The 15,362-nt window shown below is 42.0% G+C and carries 20 protein-coding genes; 4 read left to right on the forward strand and 16 right to left on the reverse strand.

Features of this window, described 5'->3' with window-relative positions:
- Positions 1-5: 5 nt before the first annotated feature.
- From QE390_RS17215 to QE390_RS17275, 13 genes are all read right to left on the reverse strand, one after another.
- Positions 6-389, reverse strand: a complete 384-nt coding sequence (locus tag QE390_RS17215) for a hypothetical protein (protein ID WP_307143061.1) — start codon at positions 387-389, stop codon at positions 6-8.
- Positions 390-770: 381 nt separating this feature from the next.
- Positions 771-1,169 carry a hypothetical protein gene (locus tag QE390_RS17220; RefSeq protein WP_307143062.1) on the reverse strand — a complete coding sequence of 133 codons (399 nt, stop codon included), beginning with the start codon at positions 1,167-1,169 and terminating at the stop codon, positions 771-773.
- 267 nt (positions 1,170-1,436) lie between these two features.
- On the reverse strand, positions 1,437-1,835 hold the full coding sequence (locus tag QE390_RS17225) for a hypothetical protein (RefSeq protein ID WP_307143063.1): 399 nt from the start codon (positions 1,833-1,835) through the stop codon (positions 1,437-1,439).
- 630 nt (positions 1,836-2,465) lie between these two features.
- On the reverse strand, positions 2,466-2,807 hold the full coding sequence (locus tag QE390_RS17230; RefSeq protein WP_307143064.1) for a hypothetical protein: 342 nt from the start codon (positions 2,805-2,807) through the stop codon (positions 2,466-2,468).
- Positions 2,804-2,932 carry a hypothetical protein gene (locus QE390_RS17235; protein ID WP_307143065.1) on the reverse strand — a complete coding sequence of 43 codons (129 nt, stop codon included), beginning with the start codon at positions 2,930-2,932 and terminating at the stop codon, positions 2,804-2,806. The genes QE390_RS17230 and QE390_RS17235 overlap by 4 nt, the downstream gene beginning before the upstream one ends.
- A 12-nt stretch (positions 2,933-2,944) precedes the next feature.
- On the reverse strand, positions 2,945-3,772 hold the full coding sequence (locus QE390_RS17240; protein ID WP_307143066.1) for a phosphoadenosine phosphosulfate reductase family protein: 828 nt from the start codon (positions 3,770-3,772) through the stop codon (positions 2,945-2,947).
- Positions 3,773-3,792: 20 nt separating this feature from the next.
- On the reverse strand, positions 3,793-4,107 hold the full coding sequence (locus QE390_RS17245) for a hypothetical protein (protein ID WP_307143067.1): 315 nt from the start codon (positions 4,105-4,107) through the stop codon (positions 3,793-3,795).
- 6 nt (positions 4,108-4,113) lie between these two features.
- Entirely contained in the window at positions 4,114-4,344 is a 231-nt protein-coding gene (locus QE390_RS17250; RefSeq protein WP_307143068.1) for a hypothetical protein, read from the reverse strand.
- A gap of 16 nt (positions 4,345-4,360) precedes the next feature.
- Positions 4,361-4,660, reverse strand: a complete 300-nt coding sequence (locus QE390_RS17255; RefSeq protein WP_307143069.1) for a hypothetical protein — start codon at positions 4,658-4,660, stop codon at positions 4,361-4,363.
- A gap of 255 nt (positions 4,661-4,915) precedes the next feature.
- Positions 4,916-7,609 (reverse strand): DUF6371 domain-containing protein, encoded by a 2,694-nt coding sequence (locus QE390_RS17260; protein ID WP_307143070.1) that lies wholly within the window; start codon positions 7,607-7,609, stop codon positions 4,916-4,918.
- Between the two features lie 15 nt (positions 7,610-7,624).
- Positions 7,625-7,858 carry a hypothetical protein gene (locus QE390_RS17265; RefSeq protein WP_307143071.1) on the reverse strand — a complete coding sequence of 78 codons (234 nt, stop codon included), beginning with the start codon at positions 7,856-7,858 and terminating at the stop codon, positions 7,625-7,627.
- A gap of 212 nt (positions 7,859-8,070) precedes the next feature.
- Positions 8,071-8,274, reverse strand: a complete 204-nt coding sequence (locus QE390_RS17270; RefSeq protein WP_307143072.1) for a hypothetical protein — start codon at positions 8,272-8,274, stop codon at positions 8,071-8,073.
- 417 nt (positions 8,275-8,691) lie between these two features.
- Entirely contained in the window at positions 8,692-9,114 is a 423-nt protein-coding gene (locus tag QE390_RS17275) for a hypothetical protein (protein ID WP_307143073.1), read from the reverse strand.
- Between the two features lie 441 nt (positions 9,115-9,555).
- Here QE390_RS17275 and QE390_RS17280 point away from each other — a divergent pair, with 441 nt between their 5' ends.
- The 4 genes from QE390_RS17280 to QE390_RS17295 all read left to right on the forward strand — a co-directional run bounded on the left by QE390_RS17280 (position 9,556) and on the right by QE390_RS17295 (position 12,109).
- Positions 9,556-10,191 carry an XRE family transcriptional regulator gene (locus QE390_RS17280; RefSeq protein WP_307143074.1) on the forward strand — a complete coding sequence of 212 codons (636 nt, stop codon included), beginning with the start codon at positions 9,556-9,558 and terminating at the stop codon, positions 10,189-10,191.
- Between the two features lie 361 nt (positions 10,192-10,552).
- On the forward strand, positions 10,553-10,993 hold the full coding sequence (locus QE390_RS17285; protein ID WP_307143075.1) for an Arm DNA-binding domain-containing protein: 441 nt from the start codon (positions 10,553-10,555) through the stop codon (positions 10,991-10,993).
- Positions 10,906-11,832: a phage integrase SAM-like domain-containing protein gene (locus QE390_RS17290; RefSeq protein WP_307143076.1), complete on the forward strand. Its 927-nt coding sequence runs from the start codon at positions 10,906-10,908 to the stop codon at positions 11,830-11,832. Before QE390_RS17285 ends, QE390_RS17290 begins: the two co-directional genes overlap by 88 nt.
- Before the next feature lie 22 nt (positions 11,833-11,854).
- Complete coding sequence (locus tag QE390_RS17295; protein WP_307143077.1) at positions 11,855-12,109, forward strand: tyrosine-type recombinase/integrase; 255 nt, start codon at positions 11,855-11,857, stop codon at positions 12,107-12,109.
- A gap of 2 nt (positions 12,110-12,111) precedes the next feature.
- Here QE390_RS17295 and QE390_RS17300 read toward each other — a convergent pair whose 3' ends face one another.
- From QE390_RS17300 to QE390_RS17310, 3 genes are all read right to left on the reverse strand, one after another.
- Positions 12,112-12,999, reverse strand: coding sequence for a hypothetical protein (locus QE390_RS17300; RefSeq protein ID WP_307143078.1), 888 nt, complete (start codon positions 12,997-12,999; stop codon positions 12,112-12,114).
- A 9-nt stretch (positions 13,000-13,008) separates the two neighbouring features.
- Positions 13,009-13,194 (reverse strand): hypothetical protein, encoded by a 186-nt coding sequence (locus QE390_RS17305; protein WP_307143079.1) that lies wholly within the window; start codon positions 13,192-13,194, stop codon positions 13,009-13,011.
- 184 nt (positions 13,195-13,378) lie between these two features.
- Complete coding sequence (locus QE390_RS17310; protein ID WP_307143080.1) at positions 13,379-15,172, reverse strand: restriction endonuclease; 1,794 nt, start codon at positions 15,170-15,172, stop codon at positions 13,379-13,381.
- Positions 15,173-15,362 lie beyond the last annotated feature (190 nt).

Below are 15,362 nucleotides of genomic sequence, written 5' to 3' on the forward strand. Positions count from 1 at the left end.
AAATATTAAGTGTTAAAGTCGTAGCTGAATGAGAAGTCGAATTCGTAGACGCCGAATAAATCCTGGCTTTCGATGGAGTCGAGATATAAAGCTGGCATGAGCGTCGACGCTGAAAAGGCCATCGTTCGCCCGTTTCGGCCCGTTTTATTGCCCAGGGTATTTTTGACGTCGAGCGTCAGCGGTTGTTCGTCGGTGCCAACCATTCGCACAAAGCCGTTTCGGTCCCGTATCAAAGCGACCCAGCGTTTTTCCCGGTTGCGGTGGATCCATGCGGTCACGTCGGGGCGATCCTTTGGAATTACGATCTGAATACTACAGTTGTATAGGCCACCATTATCATTGCTACCTACATCCTCGGAATACGAAGCATAATCCGGGATCAATTCCATATCGACAAAGTCGACATCGTCATTTAAGTAGATCGACCTCGAGTCGATAAATAGATCGTCCAGCCCGAATTCGTGAATCGGGTCAGGCAGTTCGACCGTAAGAAGTTCGGCCGGGATCAATCGAAGCCGATTCAGTCCCCCAGCATTGCTTTCGCCTTCGGCCACGGTCAGGCCGGTCAGTACGGGTAGGGTCTTTATAAACATACCCTAAAGGTGGTCGCCCGACTGATCTAAAAGTAGGACTCGAATTCGCTTGGTTTCCGGCTTGAAAACCCACAAAAAAAGGCTACAAAACCGCCGCTATATGGGGGTTTTGTAGCCTCAAAAACCGTTGGACAATTATGTCGAACTTTGGACAGGTTTTCTTCGAAATTGGACGCGTTATGCCAAAAGTTGGACACTATTTTTTTTCGAGTCCCTTTCGAATTGATCGCTCAGGGCGTCGACTTGTCTCTTTTCGCTAACGCTCAGTTTTTCGCGTACCGTGCTAGTTTTCGGCGTACTTCTTGAAACTAATTTCCGAACCGCGTCTGGCGTGTAGTTCTCTTGTGGTGTGATCTTGTGGATCTGACAGAACCGTTCGGCCGCTCCATTGGCTGACGCGAAGACATCCATTCGGCCTTTACAAAAGGCGATGGCAGCCGTTTCGAACATCACTTCCAAGACGTGACCAAACTGGGCGAGACGGGTATCGGTAATGAGTTGCGGGTTAACGTCAAATGTTAGGTAAAAATACAGTTTTCGAGGGTCTAAGATTTCAATTGGTTCTAACGCCCCCATGTCAACGTCGTGTAAAGGGAATACAGCAAAGACGGCCGTAAAGATTTGGCCAATCCGACTGTTCCGCCGTACCTCGATGGGTTCGCTTCCGTGTGATTGCTCAGATTGAAAATACTGTTTGATGTGGGGCTTAACTGGGACACTGACTAGCATGGAAGGGGCGATTAAGAAAAAGTTTCTTATTTTTGTTAAGCCCGATCACTATACGCGAAAACTGGTGAAGGATTTGGCCTCGATGCTGGTAACATCGAGGCTTTTTTCATGGCTTTATTGGGTCTGTGACTCGTTCGTGGATTCAAACGTACTGCATGGATCCTTCGATTCATTGGACGTTTGCCATTCACTACGTGGCAGGTGATACTGGGCAGTGATCGCTGGGCATTGGCGACTAGCTATCAGAATATAAAACTCCCAGGAGATTTCTTTTCCTGATCCCATCAACGTTCCATTACACCGGATTTCTGACACTTCCACTTTGCCGTGGCTGGGGTTTTGCTCCATATACCAATTGCATTCTTGGATCGCAACCTGGCGAAATCCTTCAAAGGTGCCATTAAAGAATTTGGCGTTATCCCGGATCCATTCTTTCATGTGAAGTTCTGTACGATTCCGGTGGGGGTAATGATACCAATGGTATCCGAACTTGGGTTCCTGTTTAGTTTCCATTCGCTATTAAAGTTTCAAAGCTTCTGTGTAAATACCATACACACATGAGACGATTACGAATAGACAGCAGGCACCCCGAAAGAGTAAAGAATTTACCTCCTTTTATCCAGGCTTTAGAATCTTCCTCAGTGAAAAGAAAAGGGTTTGCAAGAGTAGTGCCAACCTCTATGCCAAGCCATACAGCCATAACTATCAAACCAACCACCCCACCAGTGAGCATTAAAGAAAGAAATATAATCATTTTACGTGTCAAATAGTGATAAAGTAGAATCGTCTTTCCCGTAATTTTTAAGCCTTATATTTTCGGGTCTATCGTAATTCAGATGACAGTATTGACACAATGATTTTAGATTATTAAATCGATTGTTCTCGATGTTTCTATCTAAGTGTGCAACGGTCAAAATAATTCGCGTTAACCCTACTTTTTTTAAAGCTTGCCAGTATTTAATTCCAGCCGTTCGATAGTCCAGAAAAATAGCTGTTTCGTCGTCCGTAGCGTATCGATAGTTTGAACCATTACGAACTATTAAAGCCTCGTTTTTTACCCCGCAGAATTCACAACAATTGCCAGCCCTGTTAAAGCGAATCAGTCGGGATATTAACGACCATTTGGGGTGATACTTTTTGTAGTCAACTGGCATTTCGTTTTAAAGTATCGCCGTCGTCCTGAACGATTAAAACTTCCCCGCGAAGCAAGCCTTCAGCATAAGAAACCGATTGCTCGAGCGTAGCGACATCTTTGCATCGTACCAGGTGAAGGGCTAAGTTTTGGATCACATCAGTCGATAAGATAATCGGCTTCAGTTCTTCCTGGGAAAGACCTGCAAAGGCTTTTTGTTTGAAGTCTTCGACCTGCTTGCCGACCGCCCCTTTCAAGTTTGAGTCAGCAAGTAATCGAAGGGCGACCAACCCCGTCAGGTATTTGACCAGGGCTTTTTCTTTGGCGGCCGCCTGGGCTAGTTCTTTAGTCATTTAATAAAATGTTTAAAGGTGTCGCGGGGTGCAAAAATCAGGCAGAATAGCAGAACGATAGCCTGGCCAAATAAAACGGGCACCCAAACGCATAAAGACAGGAATAAACCGAGTAAGCGAAGCATGGGCGTTAGGGTTTAACTTGATTTACAAAAACATTGCATTTCAGAATCTATGTCCAGATGTAAAGGGGTTATTTCATGTTTATCGTAAACCCTATCAAATGGTTTCTGAGTCATCGAGATAATGTCCGCCGTACTAATATTTTTCTGGTGGAAGTAAAAAGGCGGCTCAAAAAGCGAGTTCTTAAAATTGATTTGAGAATATTTCACTTCCATTTCCTGCCACCAAACGGCCTTATCTGGGTTTATTACCGCGATAGTCATTTTCTTACGAATTGACTTTTTCCAGCAGAAGTCACAATTACCCTCGTAGTCTCTAAGTTGCAAATCAAAAGGCTGAATACTCCACCAGTTACGAATAAAGGCTTCGTCTACTTTAATATCAGTTGCTAATGGGTATATAAGATTTTCTGAATCGCTATTTTTAGATATTCGATGCCTTTCATCCCATCGTATACCAATAGCGGTTTCATAATCATTATTTTTCAAACCTAAATACCTTAAATAGCGACGAATTGGATTATTCTTTAATTCGCGTGTGCAGTGTGGAAAAGCTTTATTAGGAATTCCATAACGTTGAATCATTGCTTCAAATGGCTCACCATTTCTTGAAGCTGTTTCGAACGTCACTCTTTTAAATCCTAAGTATTCATATTCAAGCCAGACAACGTTTAAATCAAAATCTTTATCACAGCGATTTACAAATTTTAATGTTGCCTCGTTTTCTTTACCCGTATTGGCGAAAACCACTATTATTTGCCGCTCTGGGTATCGCTCTTTTAAAAATTTAGCCATAAACGCTGAAGTCCTACCACCCGAAAAAGAGATTATTAAAGTCTTCATTTGCTTTATATAAAGTTGCTTTAAAATGGTTCAGCTATTATCCCAAAGTCACGAACTTCAACCTGGTTTATTTCGGCAAAAACGGTCTTTACTCCATTCTCTTCAACCCACAAACCCAGACGAATTGGGTATCGGATCCAGCCGAAATTCATGGATCCACGTTTCGGCCGCCGAACGTCCAGACAGAACGTCTCATAAAATTGATTGTAGAAATCACTGGCAGTTGTTAATTGCTTTTTGTTCTGGTGGATTACAGCCAGGTTGTAAGCTCTTTCACACTCCCGACAAGGGAAGGCATTCGCTTTTTTGACAATTACTGTTGTTGCTTCTTTCATGGTAGATTAAGCGGTTACGGGTTTATTGTTATAGACTTGTTTTAGTGTGCCTTTGACGATATGCCGAACGATGGTTTCGTAATCGAATTCGTGAATGGTTTCACTTTCCACCCAAAGCATCCTGATCGTTTCATGGGGGCCGCCGGTGGTTCTTCGCCAGGCTGATAAGACCAGCCAATTTTGGCCATTCAATTCTTGCCACCTGGTCAGTTCTGGGATTTCTAGCTGAAGTTTCATCCTTTAGGGGTCTGGGTTAAAATGGATCTTTCGGAATAGGCTTAGGTAGATACCTAGTTAATTTTCCAATGGCTACGTAGTGAACAAATCGGTCAAAGGGCATAGGATCTTCCGGTTTTAGCTGGTGATAGTTGAATAGTGTTATCGTAGCCCAGCCTTTTGATTTCTGCCGTTTTTCGTCCCACTCAGTCGTTTGTCCCATCACTATGAAGATTCGACCTTTCTTATCCTTCCAGCGGCTATATGGGCGAATGTGTAAGCCTGAATCCCAGCTGTCGACACTTTGCACTTTTTCGGGTTCCTGTTTTTCGCCCATGGTATCGTTTTTTCAAAAAAATACTGTTGGAATCTGACCACATGACCACACAGACAAAAAGTATTGATAATCAATATTTTATCTGTTTTTTCGTGTGGTTCAGGTGTGGTTCACCCAAACCACAAAAACCACATTGACCACAGAAAACCACACGAAAACCACACATATATTTATATATTATATTGATTATTAAGTAGTTACACTCTTATGTGGTTTGTGGTCAGGATTTTGCAAGTTTTTTCGCTGGAAAAACAGTTAGCTAATCGTTTTTTTTGCCGTCAGGTCTAGCCCGAATCTTTCAACTAATTTGTCGTAAGTCATTACACATGAATGATTTACCTTGTCTTTCAATTTTTGCTCTTCCGGGTTATCAGGATCCCGAAACCGAATACCTTTGAAAATTTCCTCTTTCGACCGTGGGGTTTCGAACTGAATGATTTCTTCCTCGATAGCGTCCTTTGTTGGGGCTGGTTGTTGGTATTGGAAGTAGTACTGCTGTTTGAAAGTTGTATAAATCGAAGAAAACCGGAACATGACAAAGTAGCCATCGAAGCGAAAATGGATCCCGTCGAAAATCTTATTATTGTCATAGAGCCACTGTACCATTTCCATGAACTCAGACAGGGCCGATTTCTCGCTTAAGATTCGATGCTGGAAGATGATTTGCTGATAGGCGATCCCTGCGAACTCCTCGAGTACATCGGTTTCGCTGACAGACTCCATCCCCAAATCAATTTTGCCGTTCACCTTCAGGATGTAAGCAACCGTTAGTAGCTGGGTGACGTTGTTAAAGTTCCGTTCGTAGATCTCCCCGCCAGGGAACAGGCTTTTAAACTTCCTGAGTAGTTTGTTATAGGCGGTCGGATATTCTTTTTTAATCAAGTCGCGATGGTGAAGTAATTCGACCGATAAGCCAGCCAGCCCGTTACGTCCCAAATCCTTCAGCTGTTCCCAGTTCCGTCGCTGATCCTCTGTTTTCTTTTTATTATTATTAATCATAAAAAGGCAACGCTCGAGAAAGGGCTGATACTTGGGCATATGGTTAGCCGTCAGCATGATTAGCGATTTCACTTCGATACTTTCAAAGTCCAGTTTGCCCCGTGCATTATCGGGTGTACGCATCCGGCCAATGTTGTCGTAGGATGCTTGGAACATCCCCTGAAACTTGGAATCGTCCGTCATTTCGTCGAACTGTACCAGGCCGTTTGACACCAGGGAGATCATTTTCGGAACAACCGCGTCCGTATTATCTGCCTTCAGGTTGATTTCGGGTTGCTCTTTACCGAAAAGATTAGTTAATGATCTGAGAACCGACGACTTCCCCGTCCCAGCTACCCCGTATACGTACAGAAGCGGGGCAATTTTATTGTGACTCAAAGCGATGTCACGAAACAGGCTAGTCAGGTAAAAGCATACGGGTAAAAAAGCATTGTCCCACAGATACGCTTTTACATAGATTTCAAACCATTGGTTAAATGATATAGGTGGCGGCGTAAGGATGAAGCGATCATCGATGTCGTCGTTTAGGCTTGGTAAAACGACGTGCATATCGTTCGTATGAATGATATTATTTTCGTCTGGTTCGATCACCTGGCCATTGAAAGCCTTATTCGAGAAAAAGTAGGTATTGCTCGATTCGTGATAACCGAAACGAATAACCTTGACGGCCTTTTTAACTCCGAACTTTTGAAAATTATACGTTCGTATCAGCTTCAGTTCTGACTTTCCCCCATTCAAGGCTAACCCACGGCTGGCGATGGCTTCATCGAAGGAATCCGGCGAAAGAAATTCCTTATTCGTGAGTTCTAAGGTGAATTTCTCCTTCTCATTGATGGGCAAAAATTCAATGATCCAGCTGACGTTTTCTTGCTCATCTTCCGTAACATACCGCAGATAAAACAAGTATCCATCGCAACACGTCACCCAATTTTTACTCGATTGCACCTGAATGATTTTGTCCTTAGTGTCGTAGATCACCGAGGTTTCGGCCGTGGAGATCCGACGAGCTTTTTCAGGCTTAGGGGTTTCCTGCTTTGGTTTTTCTTCAACTTCCAGACGTACCCATTCAGCCGAATTCATTGCCTCTTTGAGATCTGGGCGAAGCCCGGCGACAATCCCGTCGGCTATATCCCAGCCATCATTTCGTTCTGGGAAAAGATCGACGATCTTGTGCTTTACTTTAAACTTAACTAAGTTCTTGAGCGAACTAGCTTCCTGACGGCCGGCCTTGTCTGCATCGGCTAACCAATACACCTTCCGGCCAATCAATGCAGTGATTTTAGCGGCCGTCAAGCCATTTGCAGAACCGCAAGCAAGCCAGGTGTAAGACGGGTAAAAGAAACTCGCTAGAACGGCCGTTTTTTCGCTTTCTACCAGGCAAACAGGAATAGCTTTATCCTGGGTCAAAAGATGTTCGCCATAGAGACAAATTCCATACTTGCGGCCCGAATCTGGGGGAAGCTGCTTCAGACTATATTCGTCGAACTCATCATGGCCACGCTTCCCGTTTTCATTGTAACGGATCCACTTTACATTCATCACCTGGCCATCGCGATTTTTCATCACAAAAGACGTCATGCCTTTAGGATTAGTACCGACCAGCCACTTTTCTAAATGCTCATTAGGGATAGTTAATTTTCGAGCGAAGGCGTGAAAATTGGAAGTCGCTTTGCCCAGGTCGTCAGTGATCTTTTTTAGGGTTTCTCCTTCCGGGAAAACGATTTCTGGTTCGGGTTCTGGTACGTAATCGGGATTGCTTTCGAAGACCTGGCCAGACGGTGGTGCGAAGTATCCGCATTTGGCCGTTCGGTCACATTTCCCAAAATCTTCAGATAGGCGGTTTCCGTTTAGATCCTCATAGAATCGAAACATTCCCTTTCCCCCACAGCCAGGGCAAGTACCCTTTTTCTTGGGGTGGCGTTCAAAACGAAATGGTATGGTATCGGACATAAGTAAACAGGGCAATCAGTGCCAAGTCTGGATAAAAACATTACGATCAATCAGCAAATCTTTAACCGCTTCTTTGATTCGTAACTGGACGTCGCGTTCGATGGCTTCAGCATCAACCAGGGTACGGTTCAGGCTTTCAAAGTGAGCCAGGCAGACCGTGACCAATTGGTCAGCCTCGTACAGATCTAGCGTTGGCAATTTTTCTAAATCGCCGGTTGCATAGTAGCGTTTAAGCTCGTCTAAAGTCATAGCTAATTGTCGAAAGAATCAGGGCGTGTAGCGACTCTAATACAAGTACTTGAATGGTCAGTAGATCGAATAGTGAATCGCCAATCTGTCTGTTCTTCAATCGCTGGGCGACCAAATACTGAGCGTCTAAGGCTTGTCGATAGCTTAATTCGAACGGGGCGGCTGAATGATACTTTACGATCAATTCATCAAGCGTAATTGACAGATCCTCGCTAACCATTGACTAAAGCGTTGTCGATTTGCGATTCTTCCACTTCCAAATCATGGCCGTAGATGGTCACTACATAGCGTTTCTTTGGCTCTGAGCCAGTGATTCCGCCGCCGGTGGCATACTTCACCGTACCGGGGTAATTTCCTTTTTTGGAACGAACGATTACTGCATCGCCTGGGAAGGCGACAAAGGTGGGAAAGCTCATTTGAGTAGTACGTTAAAGAGTAAGGGGTAAAATAGATTATGGAGCGGGGAAGAAATTAGCGGCGGTTACGGCCTTTGTATCCTCGATAACGAGATCGAACAACGGGCTTCGGCTTTTTATTCTTGAATAGTGCAGACAAAAAAACCGTTAAGACAGCCATTAATAAATACATGATAATCAGTAATTTAAGACAAGTTGATTGACTTTAATTCAGAATGAAATAGCTTATGTAGAAAGACTATTTCTTCAGGGTTAACAGGGGTTCTTCTACCGTTAAGCGTGTTATCTGCCGTTGCTTTGCTCAAACAGAATTTTGCCATGTATGCCCTGATAATCCGCGATTTAAATTTCCGATGGTTGGAAAGTGTTTTACTTCGCCATAGTACCACAAGCTCTTGAATAGTAGCCATGTGACGGTTATTTATATACGTAAGGGTTTTTAGCCAGGTAAGCTTCTAGTTTTTTAGGGTTGATAAAATCCCGGATAACTAGGTTTTTTAACAGTATGCTTATGAATTCCTCAGAGCTATCAAAGCTTTGCAGGTAGAGCAGGTTGATCTTACTGTTATAGGTGGCTTGTACTTCTGGTTGTTCGTCAAATTTTACTAATAAATGAATAGTGTCCCAGGCTGCCGTAGGGGGTACTAACTTAGCGTAGCTTGAGGCAATTTGCTCTTTGTTCGGAGTCTCTAGGCCAGTCTTATCATAGATTGAAGCGGAAAGGACTTTATACGAACTATAGGTCGAAAATCCCAAAAGCTTCAAGGCTTTAATTACCTGTTCCTGAAGGATTTCATTATCAATGGTAACGGGCGTTCTAGTTGATTGTAAGGCTTCCATACGATTGAGCTTAATTATTAGGTTTCAAAAGTTTTTGACGACTCGAAATCGGTCTTTTTCTCTTCACTTTCTCAGGGGTCAATTTTTGAAGGGCTAAAACGACCCGCCTGGTTTTATCTAATCCACCCCGGTCGGCTTTCACATAACAGAGTATGTCGGTAGTAATTCCGGGATCTATGGATCTGACTTCTTTTCGCCAGTCTCGGCCCAGTCTATGGACTAAGGAATGAAATTCAGTTCGCCAGTAATCGACAGAAAAATATTCATCCCTTATATGAACCGTTGTATTGCTCATACAGCTACTCATGGGAAAATGGTTTGATTTTGGATTGTATTGTGTAATATTTACAGTGTAATTAGTACACTGTAATCGTTACACATTTCAAAAGTATAATCTGTATTTATACAAAGCAACAATTTTTATAAAAAAAATAATTTTAAATGTACAATCTGGCTAGCCGCATCAAGGACAAGCGGAAACAAAAAGGCTTAAATCAGGATGAACTGGCAAGTTTTTTAGGAAAAAAAGGAAAGCAAGTCATATCAAATTGGGAGTCTGGCAGAGCAGAGCCAAGTTTATCAGACATTTACAGATTAGCCGAAATTTTAGACACTACGCCGGGGTACTTAGTTGACGGTATAATCATAAATGATACTCCCATTCCTTCAGATGATACCGCAATCGCTTACTGGGCCAATGTTGATGTAACTGGCGGGATGGTGCAAATCGAAAATAGCTCAGAGTCAAGACCTACGGGCTATATCCATATACCAGGCTTCGAGGACTGCGAACACGCAGTACCCCACTTTGGGGATTCGATGAGTCCGTTTATTAATGGGGGTGATATAGTGCTTCTAAAGAAGTTCGAAAATTGGATGGACTATGTACCCTACGGAGAAACTTTCCTAGTAATAACCAATAGCTACAGAACAGTAAAGTATGTAAGAAAAGCGACTAGTCCAGACAAGTTTCTATTAGTTCCCCACAATGCGGCTTTCGATGCTTTTGAAATTCCAAAATCTGAAATTCTTCATATGTACCTGGTCAAAGGATCGGTACAGCGTAAACTACTCTAAATGGTCGAAAAACTACAAAAGCTAATTTAATATAGCTAAAAACGCTGACAGCTGCATTTTCGAAATGTCTCAAAAATGTCAGTGAAAAAGTGCCCATATTCAATGAATTCTAGGTTTAGGGCTTAAAACTTAAGAGTTCGAGTCTCCCCAACGTCACTCTCGTGAGGGGTAAAACCCGAGATAAACCCGATAAATCGGCTGTAAAAGCTGGGTTATCGGGTTTTCTGCGTTTAGGCCCCCTGCTGAATTTCGGATATAAACCCGGTATTATCCATGCATAGACCACACCCGCCGCCACACCCCGAAACCCTTCGCTGGTCGCTCCCGACCACACCCGAATTCAACCTCAAATTCTTACCTAATGAATATTCAATTTAAACTCCGCACGGACAAAGCTGAAAACGCTGATGGATGCCTTATTTACCTCATGTTTTATTATGCCAGTAATCGCTATACGTACTCGACTCAGTGCCGTTCAAAAGTGGGCGACTGGGATCCTGCCAAAAACCTTCCCAAAAAGAAACATCCATATTATGAGCAGGTAAAATCCCGGATTGAAACCATACAGGAACGCACGAAGCGATTGTTCTTTTTGCGAAGTCCTTTTGGTGTGCCCACCCCTGAGCAGCTACGTAAGCACCTTGATACTATAGACGTCTATGAGCTGGCTCAGCTTCGCTCCCAGTTTGTCGAGTATCCCGGCATGTTAGCTATTTGCGGGAATTTATTACGCTTCATTTATTGGATGTTACCCAGCTTACCTCTGAGCAATACCAGGCTTTTGAAAAATCGCTACGCTTAACCCATGAACATGATCATGTCGAATCATTGCTGGCTAATACCCAAACTTTACTCGAAGGGGTAGAAGAGCTGTTGGCCATTCAGGTGCCCTGTCTGCATGATAAGCCGGGACTTGATTTCTTTGCTGAGTATAAGCTGAGTATAACCGGGTTCATGGCTGACGGCATTCAGATGGGAAAGAAGGAAGGAACCATGAGGCCGTACCGGGCTTTGCTACTTCACCTGACTAACTTTGAAAACTTTGAACCGGGTAGACTCAAGATAGAAGCATATACAGCTCCGATGCATCAGGAGTTTCTTCGATACCTGATAAGCATGCGGGATTACCATCCCAATTATATTTCTGGTATCTGTAAAAACCTGACGGCTTATTTTAACTGGTGCATTCGACAAGGCTATAAGCTTCATAAAGAACATGCGAAGATTTCTCAGAAATACATCGAGCCGCCCCGCTGCGTGTTAACCATGGATGAGGTGATTCAGATCATGTCCGTCAACGTGTCCAAATACAATGAATACATTCGTTCATTAAGTGTGGAAAATAGGCTAGGGGTGCCTTCCTGGAAAACGGTGGAGCGAAGCCGGGATAGTTTCGCGTTTGCTTGCTTTACGAGATTACGCTACTGTGATCTTTTTCGCCTGGCCGAAAATCACATTTTGGCAGGCAAGGAGTACGACATTATTATTCTGCACCCAACGAAAGCAGTCACGACCCGCTCGATCAAAATTAAAAAGGTAGTCATTCCGATTACTGAGATTCCTCAAACTATACGAGAGAAGTACAAGGGCAAACACTCAACCATTCTACCCGTGCCAGCGGCTACTTACAGGTACCTTTGAGACCATTGAGTACGAGCGAAATGTGCCTAGCATTGTAGAGGTACCCAAAGCAGAAGCGATCAGCTCACACGTGGCTCGACATACCTTTGCAACTCTGCTTTCGGGACTGAATATTCCGCAAAAATTCATTCAGGATACGCTGGGGCATTCAGACCAAAGGCAGACAGCTATTTATACGCACTACGTAGAGAGTGAAGCTTCTAGACAAATTGTCCAGGCAATTAAAAAGATTGCTTCGAGTGATTTGAAAGATTTAATTCCTGGAGAAGCCTCGTAATTCTATATTGCTTTAATATCTGAAGGATTGACAATCGTTTCAGTAGTTGATACCTCTTGCTCTACTACATAATAGGTAATATTCATATTAATGATTTGGCTATACGGTATGGAAAGGAGTTTTCCTGGTATTTCATGATATTCTGATTCTAACTCTTCTGCTAAATAATCATCCTTCTCATCTTCGTCAGTAGTACTTATTTCATTCTCTAAAAGTACTCGAGAAGGCTTAGGTACCACCGTAGCGATTTTAACAAATTTTCTCTGAGCTGCCCTTAGATGTAAAGTCTTTAGGCCGCCATCCTGCTCTAGGTCAAAATCATATAAGGCCCCTGTATAGATAACATTGCCACCTTCTACTTTTGTCAATATATCTACGATTACAAATCGAATAAGTTCAGCATTAGAAATTCCGAATATGTCCTCACCGTCTTTAAATTCAACAACTTCTCCTTTTAATAGATAAAACCATTTATTGTCATATCGAAACCACTTCCATTTTCTATCTAATTTAAGCCATCTAACCAACTCGCGTGATCCCCAGCCTAAAAGAGCTCCTGTCAGAATCATAGATAAATGGTAGATGAGTATCCGCCAGAGTGATTCTTCAATTACTTTGAAGCATTCTTTAACAACATTGTCGTCTTTAGGGCCAATAAGAAGCAATCCAATAGTATTTAAATCTACAGGATGTGTATCTGAGCAGAGATTATTTATAAGAATAGCAATAGCCTGAGCTGTTATCCCAGGAACAATAGAGCGGAAAATTTGATCAGAGATTGTCAGTCTACTGTATCGATGAGAAAAAGCACCTGAGTGGTATGCTCTAAAAAAAGTAAGTCCTGGTGCTACAATAAGCAGAACCAGGACAGTTGCAAACAAGAAATTCATTAATGAAAGTTATTTCTTGAATGCTTTTGATGAACTATAGCTACCAGATGATCTATATACTTGAGTTTTGCCGTCCACTGTAACAGCAACACCTTTATTGGCTTCTCTTGCACGAATCACGGTACTAATCAATTTGTTTGCAGATGCATCATTCCTAAGGACTTTTGCAATCTCTTTAGAAAGGGGAGCTTTCATACCTTTCAACATTTTAAAGGTGGAGTACCCTCAGCCCCTCTATCTCTCTTCACTTGGTACATTGTTACTAAAGTAACACTCATCTATGTCACTTTAGTAACAACATAAAAAAATATTTTTTGTTTATATAGCGTGTTAAATTATTAAAATACTGATCTTCAATATATTGATAATTTACGTATGCTTATCTCCGTTCATTTAGGTACTTAGCTTCTGCAAGGTCAATTCGAGCTTTTTGGCCATGTTTTTCTAAAAGAAAAAGAAGATTACTACCACTGATGAGAGTAATAGGTTTATTCTTGGCAAACTCAATGGAATCGGGCCCGTAGTCAGCTGTAGTGACTAGAATACCCTTATTTGCCCCTTCGTTCAAAACGGTACCGTATAAATCTCTTACTGCCGAAACGCCAACAGTATTGGTATAACGCTTTGCCTGGATAACAATCTTGCCGCCTCTAATAGGGTCAGGGTCAAAAGCGACAGCATCTACACCACCATCTTTACTGGCCCTGGTAACTTTCACCTCTCCACCGTCTGAGCTAAATTCTTTCTCGAATAGTTCACGAATGAGATGTTCAAAGTCTTCCCACTTCATGGCCGCTAGATTAAAACCCTCATCTAACTGAGAGGAAACCTCATAAGAAGCGACAAATCGTTTGTCTTCCTTATTAAGTTGAAGAAGAGGCTTGATAGCAGGAATGCCCGCTAATTTACTGCCACTTACGCCCTTAAGATTTTTAAAGCATAGTTTCGGATCAACACGGCTTAAGTCAATGGCCATGAACTCGTCCTTATGAGTCTGTAAAGACACAATGCAACTGTTTACATTATTACCAGTAGCCTTATTAATGGCATTTACCCAGCCATTAAAGACAATAGTGTAAAGGGCGTCTGCTTTATCGGCTTCGAAAAGTTCGTGAATTGTTCGAAGAGTGATGTTATAAACTGTTGTATCATAGAGCTTTTCATATTGACTATCCGGCATAAAGGATTCTTTGAATTCGCTTTTCGTTGTAATGTACTTTAATTCAGTTAGTCGTGGTAAAGCGTCTGGGGCTGGAAGGACATATTCTACAATCAGAAGCTTCGTCTCAGGATTGTATTCTAAGTCAAAGTCTTTGGAAAACAGATCAAAGTATTCAGAATTATTAAGTACAAGTTCACAGTACTCAATAACAGATACCGGGTCCTTACTAAGATAAAGCTTCTCCAGATGGTCAATGTTATCATTATAAGCGTTCTGCTTTTCATAGAACGCATCCATTTCATTATTCCACTCGTCTTCAGCTTTTTGAGCTTTCTTTTCAATAGATTGAATCTTTTTTTCGTAGGATTCTATCGAACGTTGATGAGCCTGTTCGATTACTTGATTATTATCTTCTACTTCCTTGACCTTAACTTTCCATTGCTTTACAGCTGCATTAAAGAAATATTCAGCCTGCTGCTGTTTTTTTTCTCTGGAAGATTTAATAAGCTTATCAAAAAAGGAAAGAGTAGGCTGGTAATTAGCGGAACTGGGCATTTCAGGTAAAGATGAAAGCTCAGGTTTCACAGGATGTTGTATTTTGCCTTTCTGGATTAAAATTGAAGCTTTAGGATTGGTTACACTAAAAACTTTTCGGTCTTTTAATGCATTCCAATCCACTGTATCATCTACATCTAAGGTATATTTTAGGATATTTTCTGTTCTATATAGATTAAGCTTAGCTTCTTTCGTGACTTCATCCGCATGCTGAGAACCGAAATACTTCTCAGTTGCCTTTTTAATTTTGGCATCGGTTCTAGCCCATTGCTGATCCCATTTTTCGAATTGAGCTTCAATCTTATTATCAAGAATCATATCGTCTTTATCTTTTAAAACCCGATAGGTTCTCAAGCCTAAGTGTTGAATTTCAGCTATATAGATGGTATCATAGCTGCGATTGTAATCTTCAGAATAATTGATCTCGTGAAGGTGTGAGTAGTCTTCTTCTTCCATTACATGAATTTATTAAGGTGTGTTATATGAGAATTACTGAATTATATCACTAAAAAATACTTCAAATTTTTGAAGTAAAAACATAGACAAAGTGTAAAAATATTAAACAATTTATTGACATAGATCATAGTAATGGTTAAGTTTACAGTCATACTAGTAAAGAGAGCATTGACCTATACCACTTAATAAC

It is taken from the genome of Siphonobacter sp. SORGH_AS_1065 (assembly GCF_030818595.1).
Lineage (GTDB): Bacteria > Bacteroidota > Bacteroidia > Cytophagales > Spirosomataceae > Siphonobacter.

Bases quoted from the DNA above. Each gene is read 5' to 3' on its own strand.
- QE390_RS17215 (WP_307143061.1), bottom strand. From the start codon at position 389: ATGGAATTGATCCCGGATTATGCTTCGTATTCCGAGGATGTAGGTAGC.
- QE390_RS17220 (WP_307143062.1), bottom strand. From the start codon at position 1,169: ATGGGGGCGTTAGAACCAATTGAAATCTTAGACCCTCGAAAACTGTAT.
- QE390_RS17225 (WP_307143063.1), bottom strand. From the start codon at position 1,835: ATGGAAACTAAACAGGAACCCAAGTTCGGATACCATTGGTATCATTAC.
- QE390_RS17230 (WP_307143064.1), bottom strand. From the start codon at position 2,807: ATGACTAAAGAACTAGCCCAGGCGGCCGCCAAAGAAAAAGCCCTGGTC.
- QE390_RS17235 (WP_307143065.1), bottom strand. From the start codon at position 2,932: ATGCTTCGCTTACTCGGTTTATTCCTGTCTTTATGCGTTTGGGTGCCC.
- QE390_RS17240 (WP_307143066.1), bottom strand. From the start codon at position 3,772: ATGAAGACTTTAATAATCTCTTTTTCGGGTGGTAGGACTTCAGCGTTT.
- QE390_RS17245 (WP_307143067.1), bottom strand. From the start codon at position 4,107: ATGAAAGAAGCAACAACAGTAATTGTCAAAAAAGCGAATGCCTTCCCT.
- QE390_RS17250 (WP_307143068.1), bottom strand. From the start codon at position 4,344: ATGAAACTTCAGCTAGAAATCCCAGAACTGACCAGGTGGCAAGAATTG.
- QE390_RS17255 (WP_307143069.1), bottom strand. From the start codon at position 4,660: ATGGGCGAAAAACAGGAACCCGAAAAAGTGCAAAGTGTCGACAGCTGG.
- QE390_RS17260 (WP_307143070.1), bottom strand. From the start codon at position 7,609: ATGTCCGATACCATACCATTTCGTTTTGAACGCCACCCCAAGAAAAAG.
- QE390_RS17265 (WP_307143071.1), bottom strand. From the start codon at position 7,858: ATGACTTTAGACGAGCTTAAACGCTACTATGCAACCGGCGATTTAGAA.
- QE390_RS17270 (WP_307143072.1), bottom strand. From the start codon at position 8,274: ATGAGCTTTCCCACCTTTGTCGCCTTCCCAGGCGATGCAGTAATCGTT.
- QE390_RS17275 (WP_307143073.1), bottom strand. From the start codon at position 9,114: ATGGAAGCCTTACAATCAACTAGAACGCCCGTTACCATTGATAATGAA.
- QE390_RS17280 (WP_307143074.1), top strand. From the start codon at position 9,556: ATGTACAATCTGGCTAGCCGCATCAAGGACAAGCGGAAACAAAAAGGC.
- QE390_RS17285 (WP_307143075.1), top strand. From the start codon at position 10,553: ATGAATATTCAATTTAAACTCCGCACGGACAAAGCTGAAAACGCTGAT.
- QE390_RS17300 (WP_307143078.1), bottom strand. From the start codon at position 12,999: ATGAATTTCTTGTTTGCAACTGTCCTGGTTCTGCTTATTGTAGCACCA.
- QE390_RS17305 (WP_307143079.1), bottom strand. From the start codon at position 13,194: ATGAAAGCTCCCCTTTCTAAAGAGATTGCAAAAGTCCTTAGGAATGAT.
- QE390_RS17310 (WP_307143080.1), bottom strand. From the start codon at position 15,172: ATGGAAGAAGAAGACTACTCACACCTTCACGAGATCAATTATTCTGAA.